General features: G+C 62.1%; 7 protein-coding genes. 3 read left to right on the top strand and 4 right to left on the bottom strand.

The genetic code is table 11. From position 1 onward, the window contains the following. Positions 1-14: 14 nt before the first annotated feature. Positions 15-16,610, bottom strand: a complete 16,596-nt coding sequence (locus MF4836_RS35380) for a retention module-containing protein (protein WP_078471342.1) — start codon at positions 16,608-16,610, stop codon at positions 15-17. Between the two features lie 344 nt (positions 16,611-16,954). On the opposite strand from MF4836_RS35380, the gene MF4836_RS17630 reads away from it, so the two are divergent. From MF4836_RS17630 to MF4836_RS17620, 3 genes are read left to right on the top strand one after another with little or no spacing between them, the layout of a single operon-like run. Beyond that, the gene (locus MF4836_RS17630; RefSeq protein ID WP_043228256.1) at positions 16,955-18,307 is read left to right on the top strand and encodes a TolC family outer membrane protein; all 1,353 of its coding nucleotides are present in this window, start codon (positions 16,955-16,957) and stop codon (positions 18,305-18,307) included. A 52-nt stretch (positions 18,308-18,359) separates the two neighbouring features. Further along, positions 18,360-20,513: a type I secretion system permease/ATPase gene (locus tag MF4836_RS17625; protein WP_078471341.1), complete on the top strand. Its 2,154-nt coding sequence runs from the start codon at positions 18,360-18,362 to the stop codon at positions 20,511-20,513. Then, on the top strand, positions 20,503-21,879 hold the full coding sequence (locus tag MF4836_RS17620; protein WP_078471340.1) for an HlyD family type I secretion periplasmic adaptor subunit: 1,377 nt from the start codon (positions 20,503-20,505) through the stop codon (positions 21,877-21,879). Before MF4836_RS17625 ends, MF4836_RS17620 begins: the two co-directional genes overlap by 11 nt. 194 nt (positions 21,880-22,073) lie before the next feature. Here the strand turns inward: MF4836_RS17620 and MF4836_RS17615 are convergent, their stop codons facing one another. The 3 genes from MF4836_RS17615 to MF4836_RS35545 all read right to left on the bottom strand — a co-directional run bounded on the left by MF4836_RS17615 (position 22,074) and on the right by MF4836_RS35545 (position 24,535). Continuing rightward, the gene (locus MF4836_RS17615) at positions 22,074-23,021 is read right to left on the bottom strand and encodes a sensor domain-containing diguanylate cyclase (RefSeq protein ID WP_078471339.1); all 948 of its coding nucleotides are present in this window, start codon (positions 23,019-23,021) and stop codon (positions 22,074-22,076) included. 134 nt (positions 23,022-23,155) lie between these two features. Continuing rightward, the gene (dapA, locus tag MF4836_RS17610) at positions 23,156-24,058 is read right to left on the bottom strand and encodes a 4-hydroxy-tetrahydrodipicolinate synthase (protein WP_078471338.1); all 903 of its coding nucleotides are present in this window, start codon (positions 24,056-24,058) and stop codon (positions 23,156-23,158) included. A gap of 303 nt (positions 24,059-24,361) precedes the next feature. Next, complete coding sequence (locus tag MF4836_RS35545; protein WP_178102963.1) at positions 24,362-24,535, bottom strand: hypothetical protein; 174 nt, start codon at positions 24,533-24,535, stop codon at positions 24,362-24,364. Positions 24,536-24,558 lie beyond the last annotated feature (23 nt).

Raw genomic sequence — 24,558 nt, 5'->3', positions numbered from 1 at the left:
GCGACCCCTGGTGATCAGTCGTGGTGCTTGACGGTCAGGTCACCACCGGCGATCAGGTTGTTGATCGCGCTGCTGCCACTGCCCCAGCTGGCGCCCTCGACCTTGATCGTGACGTCCGCAGTGCCGCCGCCATTGGCGGTGAACGACCCGGTGCTGCTGACTTGCAGGGTTGAAGTACCCGACGAGTCGGTGGTCAGCTTCAGGTAGCTGGACAGGTTGTTGTCGTTATTGCCTTGCAGCAGGTCGGACAGGTCCAGCTTGTCGCCCTCGGAGTGCTTGAAGTCAGTGATGACGTCGTTGCCGGTATCCCCTTTGAGCCAGACGAAGGTATCGGCCCCTGCGCCGCCGGAGAGGATGTCATCACCCTTGCCGCCGACCAGGATGTCGTTGCCCGCGCCGCCATAGAGCTTGTCGTTGCCGCCCTGGCCGAACAGGATATCGTCGCCGGCATTGCCGATCAGGGTGTCAGCGCCGTCCTTGGTGCCGTAGATGTTCGAGGCACTGGCCAGCGCACCGACGTCAGCGACGTGCTCGGTGATGAACTGATGCAGGGCACGGTCGTCGATCTGATCCACCGGCTTGGACAGTTGGTCAGCTGCAAATTGCTTGAGTGCGGAACCGCCCTCGAGGTTTTTGTAGCTGATCAGGTCACCGAACAGAATGTCGTTGCCCGAGCCGCCGTTGATGGTGTCGGCGCCGGCATCGGCGGTGTGGCCGGTGATGGCGTCGGTCAGCTTGGCGGTGTCGATGGTGGTGACGACTTTGTCGGTGTCGAACTGCTGCAGCACGCTTTTGTTGATGTCGGAGCCCAGGCCGATGGCTTCCACCACGACTTTGTCGGTGACCGCGTTGGACAGGTCGTTATAGGCCGTCTTGGCCAGGTTGAGCGCCGTGTTGCTGCCGCTGGCATACCCGGCGATGTCGAAGCCGCCGTTGCTGCCGGCCACCACATAACCCTCAAAGGTCTGCGTACCGCGGTAGTCATACGAGTAGACCTTGCCATCGGCATCGACAATGACCTGGGTGCTGCCATTGATCGTTGCGGTGACCACGATGCCTTTGTTCAGGGCATAGGTCGAGTTGTTGACCTTGTCATCGAAGTAGACGTTGTTGCCACCGCCCCAGTACCGGGTCGTGCCCAGGTTCGCGTCGCCATACGTCGCGTTGTAGATGTTCGGCGCGCCATCGGTAATGAAGTACGTCAGGTTTTTTGCGCCCGCGTTGCTGGTGGCTTCGCTGCTCTTGAACCAGGCCGCCGCACTGTTGAACGCATCCTGATAGTTGGTCAGGTCGTTCGGGTTCGACGACATCTGGTTCAGCACCGCCTGCAGGGCAGCCTTGGCGGCAGCCTGGTCGGCGAGGTTGACCGAGACCTGGGCCTCGACCTTGGTATCGAAGTCGATCAGCAGCACCTTGACGATGCCGGAGTCGCTTTTGTTGGCATTGCTGATCAAGGTGTCGAACAGGGTCGAGAGCTGGGTCTTGATCGAGTTCATGGACTTGTCGCCGATACTGCCCGAGGTGTCGACGATAAACGCGATGTTGTAGTTGCTGCCCGGGGTGACGATGCCGCCTTTGTCGCCCACTACCATGTTGTTGACGTTGGAGCTGCTCAGGTTGATGACATCGTCGCTGCCGCCGCCTTCGGTAATCACGTAGGGCTGTGGCGCCACGGTGATGGTGCTGGTGGCCACGTTCGAGTTCAGGCTGTCGGCACCGGCGTTATCCTTGACCGAGATCTCGATGGTGCGATCGCCGGTGGTTGGGTACTTGCTGCCGTTGGAGAACTGGAACGACTCGATCAGCGTCTTGTAGCTGCTCGAATCGGCCGCGCCCGACAGGGTCAGCACGATTTTACCGCTGGTGTCGGTGCCGACCTTGGTCACGGTGATGCCGTTGTAAGTGCCACCAACGTTGACCAGGCTCGAGGTGAGCTGATCGCCCACGCTGGCATTCTTCAGGGTGATGGTCGCGCTTTGCATCTGGCTGTTGTCGACATCGGCGATGTTGACGCTGCCGGTAATCGCCACGCCGCCGCTCGCACGCTCGGTGAGGGCGCCGTTGTAGCCGGTTTTGGTTGCGCCGTCAGCAGTGTTGAGGTCCAGGGTCGGCGCGTCGTTGACCGGGGTCACGGTAATGGCGCCGCCAACGGCTGGCGAGGTCAGCGGGTTGCTGCCATCGGCGTTGCCGCTGTCGGTGGCGGTGTAGGTGAAGTTCGCCGTGCCGTTGAAGTTCAGGTTCGGCTTGAAGTACAGCGTCGCCTCGCCATTGGTTGCGTTGATGGTGCCGGTGAACGGCTTGGTCATCGCGGCGTCGGTGAAGAACGTACCGTTGGTAGGGGTGCTGACGGTGAACGACTTGACGTTGGCCAGGCCGTCGACATCGGTGGCGCTCAACTTGACGGCGATCCCCGAGGTCGGGTCTTCGGCACCGGTCGCCGTGGTCGCAATGGCCACAGGCGCATCGTTGACCGGGGTCACGGTAATAGCACCGCCGACCGCTGGCGAGGTCAGTGGGTTGCTGCCATCGGCGTTGCCGCTGTCGGTGGCGGTGTAAGTGAAGTTCGCCGTGCCGTTGAAGTTCAGGTTCGGCTTGAAGTACAGCGTGGCCTCGCCATTGGTCGCGTTGATGCTGCCGGTGAACGGCTTGGTCATCGCGGCGTCGGTGAAGAACGTACCGTTGGTAGGCGTGCTGACGGTGAAGGACTTGACGTTGGCCAGGCCATCCACATCGGTCGCGCTCAACTTGACGGCGATCCCCGAGGTCGGATCTTCGGCACCGGTCGCGGTGGTGGCGATGGCCACAGGCGCATCGTTGACCGGGGTCACGGTGATGCTGCCGCCAACGGCTGGGGAGGTCAGCGGGTTGCTGCCGTCCGCATTGCCACTGTCGGTCGCGGTGTAGGTGAAGTTCGCCGTGCCGTTGAAATTCAGGTTTGGCTTGAAGTACAGCGTCGCCTCGCCGTTGGTGGCGTTAATGCTGCCGGTGAACGGTTTGGTCATCGCGGCGTCGGTGAAGAACGTACCGTTGGTAGGCGTACCCACAGTGAACGACTTGACGTTGGCCAGGCCGTCGACATCGGTGGCGCTCAACTTGACCGGGATACCCGAGGTCGGGTCTTCGGCACCAGTCGCGGTCGTTGCGATAGCCACAGGTGCGTCATTGACCGGGGTCACGGTGATGGTGCCGCCGACCGCAGGCGAGGTCAGTACACCACTGCCATCAGCGTTGCCGCTGTCGGTCGCGGTGTAAGTGAAGTTCGCCGTGCCGTTGAAGTTCAGGTTCGGCTTGAAGTACAGGGTCGCCGAACCGTTGCTGGCATCGATGCTGCCAGTGAACGGCTTGGTCATCGCCGCATCGGTGAAGAAGGTGCCGTTGGTAGGCGTGCTGACGGTGAAGGATTTGACGTTAGCCAGACCATCCACATCGGTCGCGCTCAACTTGACTTCGATACCCGAACTCGGATCTTCAGCACCCGTTGCGGTGGTGGCAATGGCCACCGGTGCATCGTTGACCGGGGTCACGGTAATGCTGCCGCCAACCGGTGCCGAGGTCAGTACGCCACTGCCATCAGCGTTGCCGCTGTCGGTGGCGGTGTAGGTGAAGTTGGCGGTGCCGTTGAAGTTCAGGTTCGGCTTGAAGTACAGCGTGGCTTCGCCGTTGGTGGCGTTGATGGAGCCAGTGAATGGCTTGGTCATCGCGGCGTCGGTGAAGAACGTACCGTTGGTAGGGGTGCCCACCGTGAACGACTTGACGTTGGCCAGGCCATCCACATCGGTGGCGCTCAACTTGACTTCGATACCCGAAGACGGATCTTCAGTACCGGTCGCCGTGGTCGCAATGGCCACTGGCGCATCGTTGACCGGGGTCACGGTGATGGTGCCGCCGACCGCAGGCGAGGTCAGTACGCCGCTGCCATCAGCGTTGCCGCTGTCGGTGGCGGTGTAGGTGAAGTTGGCGGTGCCGTTGAAGTTCAGGTTCGGCTTGAAGTACAGCGTGGCCTCGCCGTTGGTCGCGTTGATAGTGCCGGTGAAGGCCTTGGTCATCGCGGCATCGGTGAAGAACGTACCGTTGGTAGGCGTGCTGACCGCGAAGGATTTGACGTTGGCCAAACCATCGACGTCGGTGGCGCTCAACTTGACGGCGATGCCCGAGGTCGGGTCTTCGGCACCGGTTGCGGTGGTGGCGATGGCCACCGGTGCATCATTGACCGGGGTCACGGTGATGGTGCCGCCGACCGCAGGCGAGGTCAGTACGCCGCTGCCGTCAGCGTTGCCGCTGTCGGTCGCGGTGTAGGTGAAGCTCGCCGTGCCGTTGAAATTCAGATTCGGCTTGAAGTACAGCGTGGCCTCGCCGTTGCTGGCGTTGATGCTGCCGGTAAACGCCTGGGTCATCGCCGCGTCGGTGAAGAAGGTACCGTTGGTAGGCGTGCTGACGGTGAAGGATTTGACGTTAGCCAGACCGTCCACATCGGTGGCGCTCAACTTGACTTCGATACCCGAAGACGGATCTTCAGCGCCGGTCGCGGTGGTGGCGATGGCCACAGGTGCGTCGTTGACCGGGGTCACGGTGATGCTGCCGCCGACCGGTGCCGAGGTCAGTGGGTTGCTGCCGTCGGCGTTGCCGCTGTCGGTAGCGGTGTAGGTGAAGTTGGCGGTGCCGTTGAAGTTCAAGTTTGGCTTGAAGAACAGGGTCGCCGAACCGTTGCTGGCATCGATGCTGCCAGTGAACGGCTTGGTCATCGCCGCATCGGTGAAGAAGGTGCCATTGGTAGGCGTGCTGACGGTGAACGACTTGACGTTAGCCAGGCCATCGACATCGGTCGCGCTCAGCTTGACGGCAATGCCCGACGTCGGGTCTTCGGCACCGGTCGCCGTGGTCGCATTGGCCACTGGCGCATCATTGACCGGGGTCACGGTGATGGTGCCGCCGACCGCAGGCGAAGTCAGTGGGTTGCTGCCGTCCGCGTTGCCGCTGTCGGTCGCGGTGTAAGTGAAGCTGGCAGTACCGTTGAAATTCAGGTTCGGCTTGAAGTACAGCGTCGCCTCACCGTTGGTGGCGTTGATGGTGCCGGTGAACGGTTTGGTCATCGCCGCGTCGGTGAAGAAGGTGCCATTGCTTGGCGTACCGACCGTGAACGACTTGACGTTGGCCAGGCCATCCACATCCGTGGCGCTCAACTTGACTTCGATACCCGAAGCCGGGTCTTCAGCACCCGTTGCGGTGGTCGCGATAGCCACCGGCGCATCGTTGACCGGAGTCACGGTGATGCTGCCGCCAACCGCTGCCGAGGTCAGTGGGTTGGTGCCGTCGGCATTGCCGCTGTCGGTGGCGGTGTAGGTGAAGCTGGCAGTACCGTTGAAGTTCAGGTTCGGCTTGAAGTACAGCGTGGCCTCGCCATTGGTCGCGTTGATGCTACCGGTAAACGGTTTGGTCATCGCCGCATCGGTGAAGAACGTGCCGTTGGTAGGCGTGCCGACGGTGAACGACTTGACGTTGGCCAGGCCATCGACATCGGTCGCGCTCAACTTGACTGGAATACCCGAGGTCGGGTCTTCGGCACCGGTCGCCGTGGTGGCAATGGCCACTGGCGCATCGTTGACCGGGGTCACGGTGATGCTGCCGCCAACCGCTGGCGAGGTCAGTGGGTTGCTGCCGTCCGCGTTGCCGCTGTCGGTGGCGGTGTAGGTGAAGTTGGCGGTGCCGTTGAAGTTCAGGTTCGGCTTGAAGTACAGCGTCGCCTCGCCATTGGTGGCGTTGATGGTGCCGGTGAACGGCTTGGTCATCGCGGCGTCGGTGAAGAACGTACCGTTGCTTGGCGTGCCCACGGTGAACGACTTGACGTTGGCCAGGCCGTCGACATCGGTTGCGCTCAACTTGACCGGGATACCCGAAGTCGGATCTTCCGCGCCGGTCGCGGTGGTGGCGATGGCCACAGGGGCATCGTTGACCGGGGTCACGGTGATGCTGCCGCCGACCGGTGCCGAGGTCAGCGGGTTGCTGCCGTCGGCGTTGCCGCTGTCGGTAGCGGTGTAGGTGAAGTTGGCGGTGCCGTTGAAGTTCAGGTTCGGCTTGAAGTACAGCGTCGCCTCACCGTTGCTGGCGTTGATGATGCCGGTAAAGGGCTTGGTCATCGCGGCGTCGGTGAAGAAGGTGCCGTTGCTTGGCGTGCCCACGGTGAACGACTTGACGTTGCTCAGGCCATCCACGTCGGTAGCGGAGAGCTTGACTGCAATGCCCACGGTCGTGTCTTCGGCACCGGTCGCGGTGGTCGCGATCGCTACAGGCGCGTCGTTGACCGCCGTGACCACGATGCTCACTTTGCCGGTGGTGACTTCTTCAACCTGGGTGCTCAGCTCTTTGGCCGTGGCGGTCACGGTCAGGTCGAAGCTGGCGGTGGCGTCCTTGGCCGGGGTCACGGTCAGGGTGCCCAGGTTCCAGTTGCTGACATCGTACTGGGTGGTTGCACCGGTCGAGGTGTAGCTGTGGCCGGTGGTGCCGTCGGTGATCACGGTGCCTTTTGGCAGGCCGCTGATTTCCACCTTGTGGGATTCCGAGCCATCGTTGTCGACGAAGGTGGTGGTGATCGGGCTGACCTTGATGCTGCTGTCTTCCAGGCCGTGGTTGTACACGTAGCCGGTGTAATAGCCTTCGCCATTGACCACGTGGGCGTCGTTGAACACCGCGCCGGCGTCTTTCAGCGCCTCGAGGCTGGTGTAGGTCTGCACGCCGCTGCTGCCCAGGGCCATCGAAGGACCGTTGTCGATCGAGACGTTGACGTTGTAGTTGCCCGGACCGTTCTGGTTGTAGTGGTAGATGTCGAGGGTGTAGTAGCCCGACTCGGACGGAACGAACGGGGTCGCGTTGATCCCGGCGCCGTGGCTCCAGGTCTCGGTGGAGACCAGTTTGCCGCCCACGGTGACCGCCAGGCTGTCATCGGCAGTGCCGGTGAAGCTGTAGCTCTTGCCGGCTTCCAGGTAAATCAGGCCGGAGACCTTGGTCGCGGTGAACTGGGACACATCGCCATTGCTTACGTTGCTGATTACGCCAGTGGAGGTGGCGCTGTCAGCGGTCTTGGCGTTGATGACCCGGATCAGGTCGCTGGATTGAGCGACGCCACTGCCGTCCCGGCCCAGTGCATCAGGCAGGTTCTGGCCGTTCCAGGTCTGAATGATCAGGCCGGTCGGTACATTGCCATATTGGCCGATGGTCACCACCGGCACGTCGGTCACCGGGTGGATATCCACGGTGATGGTCTTGGTGTCGCTGTAGGCGCTGCCGTCGGTGGCCTGGAACTTCAGTTCGGTGTAGTCACCCTGTTTGTTGCCGACGCCGCTGGTGCCGAAGCTGTTATCGCCCGACTCGTTGGCTGCGGGGGTGTAGCGCACGTTGTGACTGTCGAAGTCGGCCTGGCTGAAGGCCTTGCCGGCTGAAGTGTCGGTTTTCAGGTCGGCTGCGGTGAGCGTGACCCAGGCACCGTCGACTTTGTATTCAATGGAGCCGTTTGGCAGGCTGGTGAAGACCACTTTCGGGTCTGTCGAGTCGATGTCCTGGACGCCAAAGGTGTTCCAGCTCAGCTCGATCGAGGTGTCTTCATTACCGGCGATGGCGCCATCGACTGCGGTCGGCGCGTCGTTGACCGGGGTCACGGTGATGACACCGCCCACCGCTGTCGATGTCAGCGGGTTGCTGCCATCGGCGTTGCCGCTGTCGGTGGCGGTGTAGGTGAAGTTCACCTGGCCGTTGAAGTTGGCGTCCGGCTTGAAGTACAGGGTGGCCGAACCGTTGTTCGCCGCGATGCTGCCAGTAAAGGCCTGGGTCATCGCCGCGTCGGTGTAGAAGGTGCCATGGGCCGGTGCGCTGACGTTGAACGAAGCAACGTTGGCGATGCCATCGACGTCGGTGGCATTGAGGTGAACCTCGATGCCGCCCACTTGATCTTCGGCGCCGGTGGCGCTGGTAGCGATGGCCACTGGCGCATCGTTGACCGGGGTGACGGTGATGGTGCCGCCGACCGCAGCCGAGGTCAGCACGCCGCTGCCGTTAGCGTTGCCGCTGTCAGTGGCGGTGTAGGTGAAGTTCACCTGGCCGTTGAAGTTCAGGTCAGGCTTGAAGTACAGGGTCGCTGCACCGTTGTTCGCGGCAATGCTGCCGGTGAAGGCCTGGGTCATTGCAGCGTCGGTGTAGAAGGTGCCGTGGGTTGGCGCGCTGACGTTGAACGAGGCGACGTTGGTGATGCCGTCGACATCGGTGGCGCTCAGCTTGATTTCGATGCCGGTCGCTTGATCTTCCGCACCGGTGGCGCTGGTGGCGATGGCCACTGGAGCGTCGTTGACCGGGGTCACGGTGATGGTGCCGCCGACCGCTGGGGACGTCAGTACGCCACTGCCATCAGCGTTGCCGCTGTCGGTGGCGGTGTAGGTGAAATTCACCTGGCCGTTGAAGTTGGCGTCAGGCTTGAAGTACAGGGTCGCTGCACCGTTGTTGGCTGCGATGCTGCCAGTAAAGGCCTGGGTCATCGCCGCGTCGGTGTAGAAGGTGCCATGGGCCGGTGCGCTGACGTTGAACGAAGCAACGTTGGCCAGACCATCGACGTCGGTGGCGTTGAGGTGAACCTCGATGCCACCCACTTGGTCTTCGGCGCCGGTGGCGCTGGTGGCGATGGCCACAGGAGCGTCGTTCACCGGGGTGACGGTGATGGTGCCGCCGACCGCAGCCGAGGTCAGCACGCCGCTGCCGTCAGCGTTGCCGCTGTCAGTGGCGGTGTAGGTGAAGTTCACCTGGCCGTTGAAGTTGGCGTCCGGTTTGAAGTACAGGGTGGCCGAACCGTTGTTCGCCGCGATGCTGCCGGTAAAGGCCTGAGTCATCGCCGCGTCGGTGTAGAAGGTGCCATGGGTTGGCGCGCTGACGTTGAACGAAGCAACGTTGGCCAGGCCATCGACGTCGGTGGCATTGAGGTGGACTTCGATGCCGTCCACCTGGTCTTCAGCACCGCTTGCAGTGGTGGCGATGGCGACTGGAGCGTCGTTGACCGGGGTGACGGTGATCACGCCGCCCACGGCAGGCGAGGTCAACACGCCACTGCCATCGGCATTGCCGCTGTCGGTGGCGGTGTAGGTGAAGTTCACCTGGCCGTTGAAGTTGGCGTCCGGCTTGAAGTACAGAGTCGCTGTACCGTTATTGGCTGCGACGCTGCCGGTAAAGGCCTGGGTCATCGCCGCATCGGTGTAGAACGTACCGTTGTTCGGTGCGCTGACGTTGAACGAAGCAACGTTGGCGATGCCATCGACATCGGTGGCATTGAGGTGGACTTCAATGCCGCCCACTTGGTCTTCAGCACCGGTGGCGTTGGTCGCGATGGCGACCGGCGCATCGTTGACTGGAGTGACGGTGATGGTGCCGCCGACCGCAGGGGAGGTCAGTACACCGCTGCCATCGGCATTGCCGCTGTCAGTGGCGGTGTAGGTGAAATTCACCTGGCCGTTGAAGTTGGCGTCCGGCTTGAAGTACAGAGTCGCCGAACCGTTGTTGGCTGCAATGCTGCCGGTAAAGGCCTGGGTCATCGCCGCGTCGGTGTAGAAGGTGCCATGGCTTGGCGCGCTGACGTTGAACGAAGCAACGTTGGCAAGGCCATCGACGTCGGTGGCATTGAGGTGGACTTCGATGCCGCCCACCTGGTCTTCCTGGCCCACAGCCGTAGTGGCGATGGCCACCGGTGCGTCGTTGACCGCTGCCACGGTAATGCTGCCGTTGACCGCAGGCGAAGTCAGCGGGTTGCTGCCATCGGCATTGCCGCTGTCGGTGGCGGTGTAGGTGAAGTTCACCTGGCCGTTGAAGTTGGCGTCCGGCTTGAAGTACAGGGTGGCTGCGCCATTGCTGGCCGCAACGCTGCCGGTGAAGACCTGGGTCATCGCCGCGTCGGTGTAGAAGGTGCCGTTGTTCGGCGTGCTGACGTTGAACGAAGCAACGTTGGCAATGCCATCGACATCGGTGGCGGACAGATGGACTTCGATGCCCGTTGGCTGGTCTTCGGTCCCTGCAGCGGTGGTGGCGATGGCCACCGGCGCGTCATTGACCGCAATCACGTTGATTGGCAGGTTGATCGACTCGGACTTCGGATCGGCTGTGCCGTCCTGCGCCGTGGCGGTAACGGTGAGGTTGACCACGCCATTGGCGTTCGGCGCCGGGTTGTAGACCAGGGTCGTCTTGTTCCAGGTGCTGATGTCGACGCTTTGATTGCCCGCCGTCGCGGTAAAGGTGTGGACGCCATCGGTGATGGTCGAGTTCACCGGTACGCCGCTGATTTCCAGCTTGAGCGACTCGGAGCCGTCCTTGTCGGTGGCATAGGCGTCGATGGTCGACAGCTTGATCGCATGGTCTTCCAGACCCACGTTCAGCACCTGGGTGACGTTGATGTTGTCCATCACGCCGCCCAGCGAGTTGTTGGTGTCGCCGGCCGGAGCCTTGAACTCGAGCTTGGCATCACCGTCGGTGGTGACCGGTACCACGAAGGTGTAGGTCTTCATGCCGACGGTGGTGGTGTCCAGGGTGCCGACTTTGACGCCGCCCCAGAACACGTCGATCACCGAGTTGTTTTCAGCGCCGGCACGCGGCGAGTAATCAACCGAGATGCTGTAAGCCGTGCCTGCTTCGGCCTTGATGATGGTGTACAGGCTGGCATCGTCGCCGGCGTCTTTCTCCAGTTCGATGACCTTGCTGTTGCCTGGGGTCTCGACCCCGTAAATGCTGCTTTGGCCGATTTCGACCTTGCCATCGGCGTTGCCGGTGAGCCACTGGGTAGTCGGGCCGCCATTGCCGGCCGCGTTGTTGGCGTCGCCTACGGCAATCGTGCCCCAGGAACCGTTGAGGTTGGCGCTGTCGAAGTTGATCGAGGTTACGCTGCCGCCGCCGATCAGGCCCAGGTGCGGGGTGTCGGTAACCGGGTTGACAGTGATGTCGGCGGTGGTCACTGGGCTCGGTTTGCCGTCATTGTCCACGGCAGTGAAAGTCAGATGGGTGCTGCCACTCCAGTCGCCAGTCGGGTCGAAGTACACCGCGGCCTTGCCGTCGGCGCCAGCCGGCACCGAATCGCCCACTTTGAGCTCGGTGGTCAGGGTCGCGTCGCTGTACAGCTTGCCGTTCTCCGGCAGGGCGGTGATGACGAACTTGGCGACGGTGCCGTCCACATCGCTGCCGCTCAATACGATGGTGGCCGCATGGTCTTCGTCGGTGGTGGTGGCCGCAGCCGACGCCGTCGGGGCATCGTTGACCAGGTCGATGGTGACCTTGCCGGTGGCGGTGCCGGTTTCCGGTTTTTCAACGGCCGGATTGCTGCCGCCGTTGTCGGTCACTTCGATGGTCACGCCACGATCGGTGCCCACCGGGTTGTTGCCCGGGCTCTGGAACGTGATGGCTTCAACCAGCTTGATGAAGTCGGCGGCGCTGCTGCCGGTTTTCGCATCGCTGGTGAGGGTGTAGACGATTTTGCCGTCGGCGGCGCTGCCGCTTTGGGTGATGGTGATCCCGGCAACCGCCAGCGCCTTGAGGGCGTCGGCATTGCTCAGCAGGTCGCCCACCGCCAGATGATCGACCGTGACCACGACTTTGCTGAAGGTGGTGTTGTCGACGTCATTGATGGTCAGGTTTTCGACCAGGGCCACCGGGTCTTTCTGCTCGGTGAAAGTGGTGCTGCTGAACTCCACTTTAGGCGCGTCGTTCACCGCGGTTATGGTGATCACGCCGCCGACCGCAGGGGAGGTCAGTACGCCGCTGCCATCGGCATTGCCGCTGTCGGTGGCGGTGTAGGTGAAGTTCACCTGGCCGTTGAAGTTGGCGTCAGGCTTGAAGTACAGGGTCGCCGTGCCGTTGTTGGCTGCGATGCTGCCGGTGAAGGCCTGAGTCATTGCGGCGTCGGTGTAGAACGTACCGTTGTTCGGCGCGCTGACGTTGAACGAGGCGACGTTGTCGATGCCATCGACATCGGTGGCATTGAGGTGGACTTCGATGCCGCTGGTTTGATCTTCCTCACCGCTCGCGCTGGTGGCGATGGCCACTGGAGCGTCGTTCACTGGCGTGACGGTGATTACGCCGCCCACGGCAGGCGAGGTCAGTACGCCGCTGCCATCAGCGTTGCCGCTGTCGGTAGCGGTGTAAGTGAAGTTCACTTGGCCGTTGAAGTTGGTGTCCGGCTTGAAGTACAGAGTCGCTGCACCGTTGTTGGCTGCGATGCTGCCGGTAAAGGCCTGGGTCATCGCCGCGTCGGTGTAGAACGTACCGTTGTTTGGCGTGCTGACATTGAACGAGGCGACGTTGGTAATACCGTCGACATCGGTGGCATTGAGGTGGACTTCAATCCCGCCCACTTGGTCTTCAGCACCGCTGGCGCTGGTAGCAATGGCCACTGGAGCGTCGTTCACTGGAGTGACGGTGATCACGCCGCCCACGGCAGGCGAGGTCAACACGCCGCTGCCATCGGCATTGCCGCTGTCAGTAGCGGTGTAGGTGAAGTTCACCTGGCCGTTGAAGTTGGCATCCGGCTTGAAGTACAGAGTCGCCGAACCGTTGTTCGCCGCGATGCTGCCGGTAAAGGCCTGAGTCATCGCCGCATCGGTGTAGAACGTGCCGTTGTTGGGCGCGGTGACATTGAACGAGGCAACGTTGTCGATGCCATCGACATCGGTGGCGTTGAGGTGGACTTCGATGCCACCTACTTGATCTTCAGCACCGGTGGCGCTGGTGGCGATGGCCACCGGAGCGTCGTTCACCGGAGTGACGGTGATTACGCCGCCCACGGCAGGCGAAGTCAGCACGCCGCTGCCATCAGCGTTGCCGCTGTCGGTGGCGGTGTAGGTGAAGTTCACCTGGCCGTTGAAGTTGGTGTCCGGCTTGAAGTACAGGGTTGCCGAGCCATTGTTCGCTGCAATGCTGCCGGTAAAGGCCTGAGTCATTGCGGCGTCGGTGTAGAACGTACCGTTGTTCGGTGTGGTGACATTGAACGACGCGACGTTGTCGATGCCGTCGACATCGGTGGCGTTGAGGTGGACTTCGATGCCGCCTACTTGATCCTCAGCACCGGTGGCGCTGGTAGCAATGGCCACTGGAGCGTCGTTGACCGGAGTGACGGTGATCACGCCGCCCACGGCAGGCGAAGTCAGTACACCGCTGCCATCGGCATTGCCGCTGTCGGTGGCGGTGTAGGTGAAGTTCACTTGGCCGTTGAAGTTGGTGTCCGGCTTGAAGTACAGGGTCGCCGTGCCGTTGTTGGCGGCAATGCTGCCGGTAAAGGCCTGAGTCATCGCCGCATCGGTGTAGAAGGTACCGTTGTTCGGTGCGGTGACATTGAACGAGGCAACGTTGTCGATGCCGTCGATATCGGTGGCCGACAGATGGACTTCAATACCGCCCACCTGGTCTTCGGCACCGGTGGCGCTGGTGGCGATGGCGACTGGCGCGTCGTTGACCGCATTCACGGTGATCACACCGTCTACCGCCGGTGAGGTCAGCACACCGCTGCCATCGGCATTGCCGCTGTCAGTGGCGGTGTAGGTGAAGTTCACCTGGCCGTTGAAGTTGGCGTCCGGCTTGAAGTACAGGGTCGCCGAGCCGTTGTTGGCGGCGATGCTGCCGGTGAAGACTTGGGTCATCGCCGCGTCGGTGTAGAACGTACCGTTGTTCGGCGTGGTGACGTTGAACGAGGCAACGTTGTCGATGCCGTCGACGTCAGTGGCCGAGAGATGGACTTCGATACCGGTAGTCTGGTCTTCATCGCCGGTGGCGCTGGTGGCAGTCGCTACTGGAGCGTCGTTGACCGGGGTCACGGTGATCACGCCGCCAACCGCAGGCGAAGTCAGTACGCCGCTGCCGTCAGCATTGCCACTGTCAGTGGCGGTGTAAGTGAAGTTCACCTGGCCATTGAAGTTGGCGTCCGGCTTGAAGTACAGGGTCGCCGTGCCGTTGTTGGCGGCAATGCTGCCAGTAAAGGCCTGAGTCATCGCCGCGTCGGTGTAGAACGTACCGTTGTTCGGCGCGGTGACATTGAACGAGGCAACGTTGTCGATGCCATCGATATCGGTGGCATTGAGGTGGACTTCAATGCCGCCCACTTGATCTTCAGCACCGCTGGCACTGGTAGCGATAGCGACGGGCGCGTCGTTCACCGGGGTCACGGTGATGGTGCCGTCGACGGCTGGCGAGGTCAGCACGCCGCTGCCATCAGCGTTGCCGCTGTCGGTGGCGGTGTAGGTGAAGTTCACCTGGCCGTTGAAGTTGGCATCCGGCTTGAAGTACAGGGTCGCCGTGCCGTTGTTGGCTGCAATGCTGCCTGTGAAGGCTTGAGTCATTGCGGCGTCGGTGTAGAAGGTGCCATGGGTTGGCGCGCTGACGTTGAACGAAGCAACGTTGGCCAGGCCATCGACATCGGTGGCATTAAGGTGGACTTCGATACCGCCTACTTGATCTTCAGCGCCAGTGGCATTGGTAGCAATGGCTACTGGAGCATCATTCACCGGGGTCACGGTGATCACGCCGCCGACGGCAGGCGAGGTCAGTACGCCGCTGCCGTCAGCGTTGCCGCTGTCGGTGGCGGTGTAGGTGAAATTCACCTGGCCGTTGAAGTTGGCGTCCGGTTTGAAGTACAGAGTCGCCGCGCCATTATTGGCCGCAACGCTACCGGTGAAGACCTGGGTCATCGCCGCGTCGGTGTAGAAGGTGCCGTTGTTCGGTGCGCTGACGTTGAACGACGCGACGTTGTCGATGCCGTCGATATCGGTGGCCGACAGATGGACTTCAATGCCGCCCACCTGGTCTTCGGCACCGGTGGCGCTGGTGGCGATGGCGACTGGCGCGTCGTTGACCGCATTCACGGTAATCACGCCGCCGACCGCAGGGGAGGTCAGCACGCCGCTGCCGTCAGCATTGCCGCTGTCGGTGGCGGTGTAAGTGAAGTTCACCTGGCCGTTGAAGTTGCTATCCGGCTTGAAGTACAGGGTCGCGGCGCCGTTGTTGGCGGCGATGCTGCCGGTGAAGACCTGGGTCATCGCCGCGTCGGTGTAGAACGTACCGTTGTTGGGCGCAGTGACATTGAACGAGGCGACGTTGCCGATGCCGTCGACATCAGTGGCCGACAGATGGACCTCGATGCCGGTGGCCTGGTCTTCATCGCCGGTGGCGCTGGTGGCGATGGCGATTGGCGCGTCGTTGACCGGGGTGACGGTCAGGTCCAGGGTGCTGCTCGAACCGGTGTTGGTGGTGTAGCCGATTTGCGGCACATCACCGTTGTAGTCTTTGACCGGGGTGAAGGTGTAGTCGCCATTGGCGGCGATGCTGATGCTGCCGACGCCCGCGATGGTGGCGATCTGGCCCGCGTTATAGGTGGCACTGCCCACGTTGAAGGTGGCCACGCTCAAGGTGTTGTCGATGTCGCTGTCGTTGGTCAGGACGTTGCCATAGGCAATTCCGTCCTCGGCAATGGTCTGGCGGTCGGCAACCAGCACGCTCGGGTCGTCGACGGCGACCACGGTGGTTTCGGCCGCCTTGGGGTTGATGGCCAGGTCTTCGTAGTTGCCGCCGGTGGCGCCGGTAATGGTGGTGCTGAGGTGCAGGTCTTTGCCGTCGGCCAGGTTGGCGGGCGTATCGACGCTGACGGTGCCGGTGGTATCACCGGCTTTGATGGTGATGGTGGTGTTGTTCGACAGGGTGATGGTGACGTCAGTCTGCGCCGCGTTGGTCACGGTGGCGGTGTAAGTGATTTTGTCGCCTTCATCGACCGACGCATTCGCGCTCAACGACACGGTGGTGGTGTCGATGGTGTCGGTGATCTGGGTCACGGCCGGAGCCGGATCGGTGGTGATGATCAGGTTGCCGCCGCCGGAGGTGCCGGCAATGGTGGCCGAGACCGTCGAAGCATCCAGATAAGGCGTGTCGTTGCTGGCATAGGTCACGTTCAGCACGCCAGCGGTCTGGCCGGCTGCGATTACCACGGACAGGCCGTTGGACAGCGTCACGGTCAGGTCGCTGGTGGGCGCCTGGGTGATGAATACGGTGTAGGAGATGACCCCGCCGGCTTCAGTAATGGTCGGCGTGGCGGTCAGGGTAATGGTGACGTCGCGCGGGGTGCTGCCGTTATTGTCGATGTTGCCGACAGTGAAATCGTTGCCGATGGCCGCCGCGGCGTTCAGGCCGGTGGTCGGGTAGCCGATGGTAGGGTCGACTTCGCCTGCGGTGGCTTCGAGCAGGATAAAGCTGTGGCCGCCGCCGGCGGCACCGTCTCCACCTGCGGCGGTTGGGCCGGCAGCGGTGGCTTCGAGGTCTTGGGTCGGGTCGGCACCGGCAGCGATGGCTTGCTGCAGTTCGGCGACCGAAGGGGCGGCCTGGGCGGTGGCTTCACTCAGGTTGGTCGTGGAGTCAGGAGCGTTCGCGCTCCACTGACTGTCGCGACCCAGATCGAGAACGCGGCCATCGGCCAGCTCCAGCGACACGGCGCCTTCAGGTCCGGTCTGGACTTGTTCCCCGGCAAACAGACGATCCCCTTCTACCAGCAGACGGCGAATCCCTTCTGGGGACACTGCGAATACTTGACCGACAATGCTTTTGACGACGGCAACGCTGCTCATTAAAGGACTCTCCGTGTATTACCGTGTGGGTATCCATCATGCCGACCGGCTTTTTTCGTTAGTGCCGATTCAATTGCTGGAGTACGTTTGATTCTAAGAATTAATATTGGCGTCAATAATTTGTTGAGATGTTGACTAAATTACTTTTCCGTCAAGGTATTGACCTATTTGGCGTCATCCTAAACAATCTGTTCGGTAATGTCACATTGATATTTAAGCGGCATCGCGACTTTCTGTTTGTGTCCTCCAGTTCCCACGACAAACGGTCATTTCGATTGCCATTCCAATGCAGTAGGTCAATGTTTGCTGCATTTTTAAGCAAAAATTTCCGGGAAATAATCAGAATGCGTTTGCACTTATTCAAGGCTCTTCCTTTCGCTCTAGCCGCAAGTTTCGTCCAAGCACAAACCCTGCCAGAGGCCATGCAAAAAGCACTGGATGTTCACCCGGAGATCCAGGCAGGCATCAATGCGCGTATTGCCGCCGATTACCAGCTGCGTGCCGCCAAGGGCGGATACCTGCCTAAAGTCGACGTACTGGGCGGCTACGGTCGCGAACGCTCGGACAACACCTCGACTCGTGCCGAAAGCAACAGCCATGAATGGAAGTCCTTGAATCGCGGCGAATCGACTATTCGCCTGCAACAAAATCTGTTTGACGGTTTTGCCACGCAAAGCGAAGTAGGGCGCCAACAAGCCACCGCCAACTCCCGTGGTTATTCGTTGCTCAATACTTCCGAGCGCACCGCGCTGACTGTTGCCCAGGTTTATCTGGATGTCCTGTCCCGTCGCGAGATGGTGCAGTTGGCAGAAGACAACTTGAAGAGCCACGAACGCATCTTTGATCAGATCCAACTGCGCACTAGTCGCGGCGTCGGCAGAATGGCAGACATGGACCAGGCAGAAGCCCGTCTGGCTCAGGCGCGTAATAACTTGCTGACTGAACAGACCAACTTGGCGGATGCGCAAACCAACTACTTGAGCGCCGTGGGCCAGATGCCCGACGAGCTGGTGGCCCCCCAGGGTTTTGTTGCCCTGATGCCCGCCAGCCTCGAAGAAGCACGGCGCCAGATGATCGAGGACAGCCCGGTCCTGCGCTCCGCCGAGTCCGATATCGCCGCTGCCGAGAAACAGTACGAAGCCGCCAAGTCGACCTTCTACCCACGTTTCGACGCCGAGCTGGCGCGTTCTGCCAACAACAACCTTGGCGGTGAAGAAGGGCACGACAACAGCTACTCCGCCATGCTGCGCATGCAGTTCAACCTGTACTCGGGCGGCAGCAACAAGGCCGATCTGCAATCCAAGGCGTCCCAGGCCACCCAGGCCCTGGACATCCGCAACAACGCCCTGCGTGAGCTGACCCAGGAGCTGGGCCTGGCCTGGAACGCCTACAACAACGCCACCGCCCAGGTGCCGATCGCTCAGCAATACGTGGACCGCAGCACCAAGGTGCGCACCTCGTACCAGCAGCAGTTCAGCCTCGGCGAGCGGACCCTGCTCGACCTGCTCGACAGCGAAAACGAGCTGTTCAGCGCTCAGCAGCGCCTGGTGCAGATCCGCAACCTGCAGCTCTACACCCAATATCGGATCAAAGCCGACATGGGTCAGTTGCTGAAAAGTCAGGGCGTAGTCGCACCGATGGCATCAGTTGTGCAGAATGATATTAAACCGATGGTAAACCTGCCGCGGATGGACTGATTCTTGACGGAGTTGGGCCATTCACCTGCTTAAGCGTTAAGAGAGTGTCAGCTTGGATTCTGAAATAGGTTCGGTGCAACTTACCCATGACCCGCGCAGTCAGCATGATGATCCATTGCTCGACGGCTTGTTGACACTCTGTTCGCTGCATCACAAGCCCGCCAGTCGGGCGATGCTCACCACCGGCTTGCCCTTGGCCGCCCAGCGCCTGGGCGCCGAGTTGCTGCCCCGCGCCGCGGCTCGGGCCGGCCTGCAGGGGCGCCTGCTGCAGCGCAAGCTGGAGCAGATCCCTTCCATAGCGCTGCCAGCCATGCTCCTGCTTAAGGAAGGGCGGTGTGCGGTATTGCTCGGCTGGGAAGGCGACACCGCGCGTCTGCTGCTCAGTGAAAGCGACGGCGGCGAAGTGCGGGTTGACCGCGAATTGCTGAGTCAAGATTACAGCGGTCGGGTTTTCTTCGCCCAACCGCAACATAAATTTGACGTTACCAACGGCACGCTGATCCCGCGTGCCCATTCCTGGTTTCGTGAAACCCTCAAGCGCTCGCGTTGGCTGTATGCCGACGCCATCGCGGCGAGCCTGGTGATCAACCTGATTGCCCTGGCGGCGCCACTGTTCGTGATGAACGTGTATGACCGCGTGGTGCCGAACCAGGCCACTGCCACCCTGTGGGTGCTGGCCATTGGTATCTGCGGTGCCTACCTGTTCGACCTGCTGCTCAAGGGCCTGCGCAGCCTGTGCCTGGACCTGGCCGGTAAAAAGACCGACCTGATCATTTCGGCGACGCTGTTCGAGCGCATCGTCGGCATGGCCATGAAAGTGCGTCCGGCGCGGGTCGGCAGCTTCGCGCAGAACATCCATGAGTTCCAGGGGATGCGCGACTTCCTGACCTCGCTGACCCTGGCCAGCCTGATCGACTTGCCCTTTACCCTGATTATCCTGCTGGTGATCGCGCTGCTCGGTGGCCACCTGGTGTGGATCCCGATCGTCGCCTTCCCGCTGGCCCTGGGTATTGGTCACCTGCTGCAAAAGCCGTTGACCGCGACCCTGGAGCGGACCATGGCCCTGGGCGCCGAGCGGCAGTCGAGCCTGATTGAAACCCTCGCCGGGCTGGATGCGGTAAAGGTCAACAACGCCGAGAGCGAGCGCCAGTACCAGTGGGAACAGACCATTGGCACCCTCAGTCGCCTGGAGCTGCGAGTCAAAGTTCTGTCGGGCCTGGCTATGAACATCACCCTGCTGATTCAGCAGCTGGCCGGCGTGGCGATGATCATCTTCGGCGTGTACCAGATTATTGACGGCACCCTCAGCATGGGCGGCCTGGTGGCCTGCTACATGCTCAGCGGTCGCGCCCTGGGGCCGCTGGCCCAGCTGTCGGGCCTGTTGACCCGTTACCAGCAAGCCAAAGTGACCATGGTCTCGGTCGACCAGATGATGGAGTTGCCGCAAGAGCGCAACTTCGACGAGCGCCCCCTCAGCCGCCAGGTGCTGCAAGGTGCGATGGAGTTCCGCGCGGTCGATTTCACCTACCCGAACCAGCAGACCCTGGCCCTGCGTGGGGTCAACCTCAACGTTCGGCCGGGGGAAAAGATCGGCATCATCGGCCGCAGTGGTTCGGGCAAGAGCTCGCTGGCCAAGTTGCTGGTCGGCCTGTACCAGCCGGACTCGGGTTCGTTGCTGGTGGACGGCGTAGACATCCGCCAGATCGATGTCAGCGAGCTGCGTCATAACATTGGCTATGTGGCCCAGGACATCCAGCTGCTGGCCGGTACCCTGCGCGACAACCTGGTGTCGGGTGCGCGTTACGTGGATGACGAAATGGTCCTGCAGGCCGCAGAGCTGGCCGGCGTCCATGAGTTCGCCCGGTTGCATCCGCAGGGTTATGAACTGCAGGTCGGTGAACGCGGACAGAACCTTTCCGGTGGCCAGCGGCAGAACGTGGCCCTGGCCCGTGCGCTGCTGCTCAACCCGCCGATCCTGTTGCTCGATGAGCCGACCAGCGCCATGGACAACACCGGCGAAGAGCGCCTCAAGCAGCGGCTGCAGGCCGTGATCGAAAACAAGACGGTGATTCTGGTGACCCACCGTGCCTCGCTGTTGAGCCTGGTGGATCGCCTGCTGGTGATCGACCGTGGCCAGATACTCGCGGACGGCCCGAAAGCCGCCGTCATGGAAGCGCTGAAAAAGGGGCAGATCAGTGTTGCTTAAATCAGGCCCAGGCCGCTTCAAGGATGCAATCCTCGGTTACTTCAAGGGCGGCGACGCGCTTGACGATCAGCCGTTACCCGAGGTCGAAAAGGCCCTGATCGACGATGCACCACGCATCGTGCGTCTGACCATCTGGGGGGTGATCGGCTTCTTCGTGTTCCTGCTGCTGTGGGCGCACTTTGCGATTATCGACGAAGTCACCAAGGGCGAAGGCAAGGCCATCCCCTCGTCGCGGATCCAGAAAATCCAGAACCTGGAAGGCGGCATCGTCGCCCAGATCTACGTGCACGAAGGGCAGATCGTCGAGGCCGGTGCCCCCCTGGTGCGCCTGGACGACACGCGCTTTGCCTCCAACGTCGGTGAAACCGAAGCCGACCGGGTGGCCATGGAGCTGCGGGTCGAGCGCCTCAGCGCAGAAATCGACAACCGCCCGCTGAACATCACCGAGGCTGCACGCAAAGCCGTGCCTAATCAGGTGTCCAACGAAGAGTCGCTGTACCAGAGCCGACGCCAGCAACTGTCGGATGAAATCGGCGGCCTGCAGCAGCAACTGGTGCAGCGTCAGCAGGAGTTGCGCGAGTTCGGTTCCAAGCAGGAGCAATACCGCAACAGCTTGAACTTGCTGCGTCAGGAAATCGGCATGTCCGAACCCCTGGTGCAGCAGGGCGCGATTTCGCCGGTGGAAGTGCTGCGTCTCAAGCGGTCCGAGGTGGAAACCCGCGGCATGCTCGATGGCACCACCCTGGCCATTCCCCGTGCCCAGGCCGCGATCAATGAAGTACAGCGCAAGATCGACGAAACCCGCGGCAAGTTCCGCAGTGAAGCCCTGGCGCAGTTGAATGAGGCGCGCACCAACCTGAGCAAGGCCCAGGCCACCTCCAAGGGCCTGGAAGACCGCGTCAGCCGGACCATGGTGTCCTCGCCGGTGCGTGGCATCGTCAAGCAGATGCTGGTCAACACCGTGGGCGGGGTGATTCAGCCCGGCAGCGATATTGCCGAAGTGGTGCCGTTGGACGACACCCTGCTGGTGGAAGCCAAGATCCGCCCGCAAGACATCGCCTTCCTGCATCCGGGCCAGGAAGCGATGATCAAGTTCACCGCCTACGACTACACCATCTACGGTGGCCTCAAGGGCAAGCTGGAGCAGATTGGTGCCGACACCGTGCAGGATGAAGATAAGAAGAACACCTTCTACATCATCAAACTGCGCACCGACCGCAGCCACCTGGGCACCGATGAAAAGCCGTTGCTGATCATCCCGGGCATGGTTGCGTCGGTTGACATCATCACCGGCAAGAAAAGCATCCTGAGCTACCTGCTCAAGCCCATCATCAAGTCTCGCGCCGAAGCCATGCACGAACGCTGATCCCGCTGTAGCCGCTGCCGAGCACCGGGAGGCTGCGCTGTCCATGACAGACGCCGAATTACCCTGAGTGAATCGCGTTGGCCTTCCGGGCCAGCGCAGCCTCGCGGGCTCGGCAGCGGCTACAGGGCATCATTCAGCCCAATGCCGCTGGCCGGAACAGACGCCGACATCACCAAGGCAACCGGCATTCGGTGCTACTTGCCAAATGCGGCGTATACCGCGCCCATGCGCCCCTGATCCTTGGCCTGGTACAGCAGGCGGTCGACCTGTTCGACGAAGTCCAGGGCCGAGGTGTCCGGGGCGGCGAGGGTGGTGCCGACGCCAAGGCTCAGGCTCAGCAGGTCGCTGACGCTGGAGGCGGCGTGCGGGATCTGTTGCTGGCGCACCAGGTGCAGGCATTTATCGGCCACCCGTTGCGCCGCCAGGGCGTCGGTTTCCGGCAGCAGCCAGACAAACTCCTCACCGCCGATACGCGCCACGAAATCCCGCGGGCGGTTGGTCGCCAGGGCCAGGGTCTGGGCCACGCGGCGCAGGCAGTCGTCACCCTGGATATGGCCGTAGTGGTCGTTGTACTGCTTGAAGTAATCGATATCGAGAATGATCAGGCTCAGCGGCAGCTGGCTGCGCTGGGCTCTGGCCCATTCACGTTCCAGCACGGTGTCGAACATGCGCCGATTGGCGATCCCGGTCAGGCCGTCCTGGAAGGAATATTCTTCGAGCTGCTTCTGCAATCGCAGCAGATGCTCTTCGGTTTTCTTGCGCTCGCTGATGTCGAACATAAACCCCACCAGCGCCTCGACTTCGCCGTCCTTGCGCACCACATGCACCACGTCGCGGATCCACACATAGTCGCCGCTCTGGGTCAGGGCCCGGTAATCGGCTTCGTGGTCGACCCCGGCGCGGGATTGAGACACGCAGAACTCCACCACATAGTCGCGATCGTCCGGGTGCATGCGCTCCACCCAGTCATTGACCCCGACCCAACTGCCCTGGGGCCAGCCCAGCAGGCGTTCGATCTGCGGGCCGATGTAGCTGAAGGTCATGGTCTGCCAATCGATGCGCCAGGGAATGGCCTGGGTCGATTCCAGCAGGGTCTTGTAGACATCGCTATCGGTTGCGGCGGGCACGTGGCTTGAGGTCATGGCGGGCGAGATCTCGGCGAGGAAAAACCAGCGGCAGCATGCTGGCGATTCTCGCCGTGAATCAAGGCCTATCGCTGCTCGGGCGATGGAAGGTGCGGCGTGTTCGCCGCTCCCTTCATCACCTGCCGTCGACCCTACAGGGCGAGGCTGGCCGCTGCCGGTTTTGCCCCGGCGTTCTGCAGCGCCGCGAGCCGCTCGCGCAGTTGCAGAACGGTGTCGGCGCTGCTGTTGTGCATGGGCGCTCGCAGTTCGTCATTGATCAGGCCCTGCAACGCCAGGGCGCTTTTGACCGGCGCCGGGTTGGGCTCGACGAACAGGTTCTGGATCAGCGGCAGCAAGCGGAAAAACGTCTCCCGGGCTTCAGCCAGCCGACTGTCAGCCACCTGTTGATGCAGCTGCACGAACAGCTCCGGGTGAATATGCGCCGACGCGGCGATGGCCCCGGTGGCCCCCAGGCACAGTGCGCTGAAGATCTGCGGGTCTTCGCCGCACAGCAGGTCGACATCGCCGCTGGCCAGCAGCGCCAGGGTGGTCTGCAGGTTGCCGCCACAGTCCTTGATCGCCACGATCCGTGGGTGCTTGACGATCGCCAGCAGCGTGTCCTGGTGCAGGGTCACTCCGGTGCGATAGGGAATGTCGTAGAGAATGATCGGCACGCTGCTGGCGTCGGCCACGGTGCTGAAGAAGGTGTGCAGCGCGGCCTGGGACGGGCGGATGTAGTAGGGCGCCGGCACCAGCAGGCCGGCGATCGGACGTTGCAGGATCTGCTGTTGCTGGTGCAGCAGCTCCGTCAGGTTATTGCCCGCCAGGCCCATCATCACCTGATGCCCGGGCGCCAGTTCCAGCACCGCGTCGAGCACCGCCAGTTGCTCGGTCTTGCTCAAGGCCGCCGCCTCGCCGGTGGTGCCGCACACCACCAGCCCGGCGACGCCGCTGCGCAGCAGGTGCAGGGTCAGGCGGCGCAGCGCGACAAAATCGATGGCGCCCTGGTTGAAGGGCGTGACGATGGGGACCCAGATTCCTTGAAACGATGACATGCGTGTTCTCCTGATGGTTGACCGTTGGGTCGCCGCCAGAAGAGTAGAGGGGAATCAAGCAAGGGCAGGGTGTGCGTAGCGCTCGTGTCCGGTCAGCTCATCTGACGGGACACAGCGCCCCGGTCACATGAGCGACTGTTTCTTCGATTTAGAGGTGCAAGCCAGGCGAACCCCGGCCTTGGCAGTCAAGCCAATGGCACAGAAATGGGGGTTGCAGGCTGGGGACATGAATACACACTCGTTAATCAGGCGCACATTTTTAAAAGCTGGCACCGGGTTTGTCAATTGCCGATTGGCGCGGGTTCACACCAGCATCAGTCGCCAGGACTCGACGATCTCATGGGCGATGCGCCGCCACCGCGAGCGCGGCCCGGCCCGCTGCCCGCAGCGGTCCACGGTGAGCGTGCCGCGCAACTGCCGCGCCGCCTCGGGTGACAACCAGTGCCAGCGCTGGCCGGCGGGCAGGTGGGATGGCATGTCGTTGCTCCTGATTGGATGAA

Source organism: Pseudomonas sp. MF4836 (genome assembly GCF_002018875.1).
Taxonomy (GTDB): Bacteria; Pseudomonadota; Gammaproteobacteria; order Pseudomonadales; family Pseudomonadaceae; genus Aquipseudomonas.
This window is presented reverse-complemented; position numbering and strand designations above follow the sequence as displayed.

Coding starts and splice junctions, on each gene's coding strand:
- MF4836_RS35545 (WP_178102963.1), bottom strand. CDS start 24,535: ATGCCATCCCACCTGCCCGCCGGCCAGCGCTGGCACTGGTTGTCACCC.
- dapA (WP_078471338.1), bottom strand. CDS start 24,058: ATGTCATCGTTTCAAGGAATCTGGGTCCCCATCGTCACGCCCTTCAAC.
- MF4836_RS17615 (WP_078471339.1), bottom strand. CDS start 23,021: ATGACCTCAAGCCACGTGCCCGCCGCAACCGATAGCGATGTCTACAAG.
- MF4836_RS17630 (WP_043228256.1), top strand. CDS start 16,955: ATGCGTTTGCACTTATTCAAGGCTCTTCCTTTCGCTCTAGCCGCAAGT.
- MF4836_RS35380 (WP_078471342.1), bottom strand. CDS start 16,610: ATGAGCAGCGTTGCCGTCGTCAAAAGCATTGTCGGTCAAGTATTCGCA.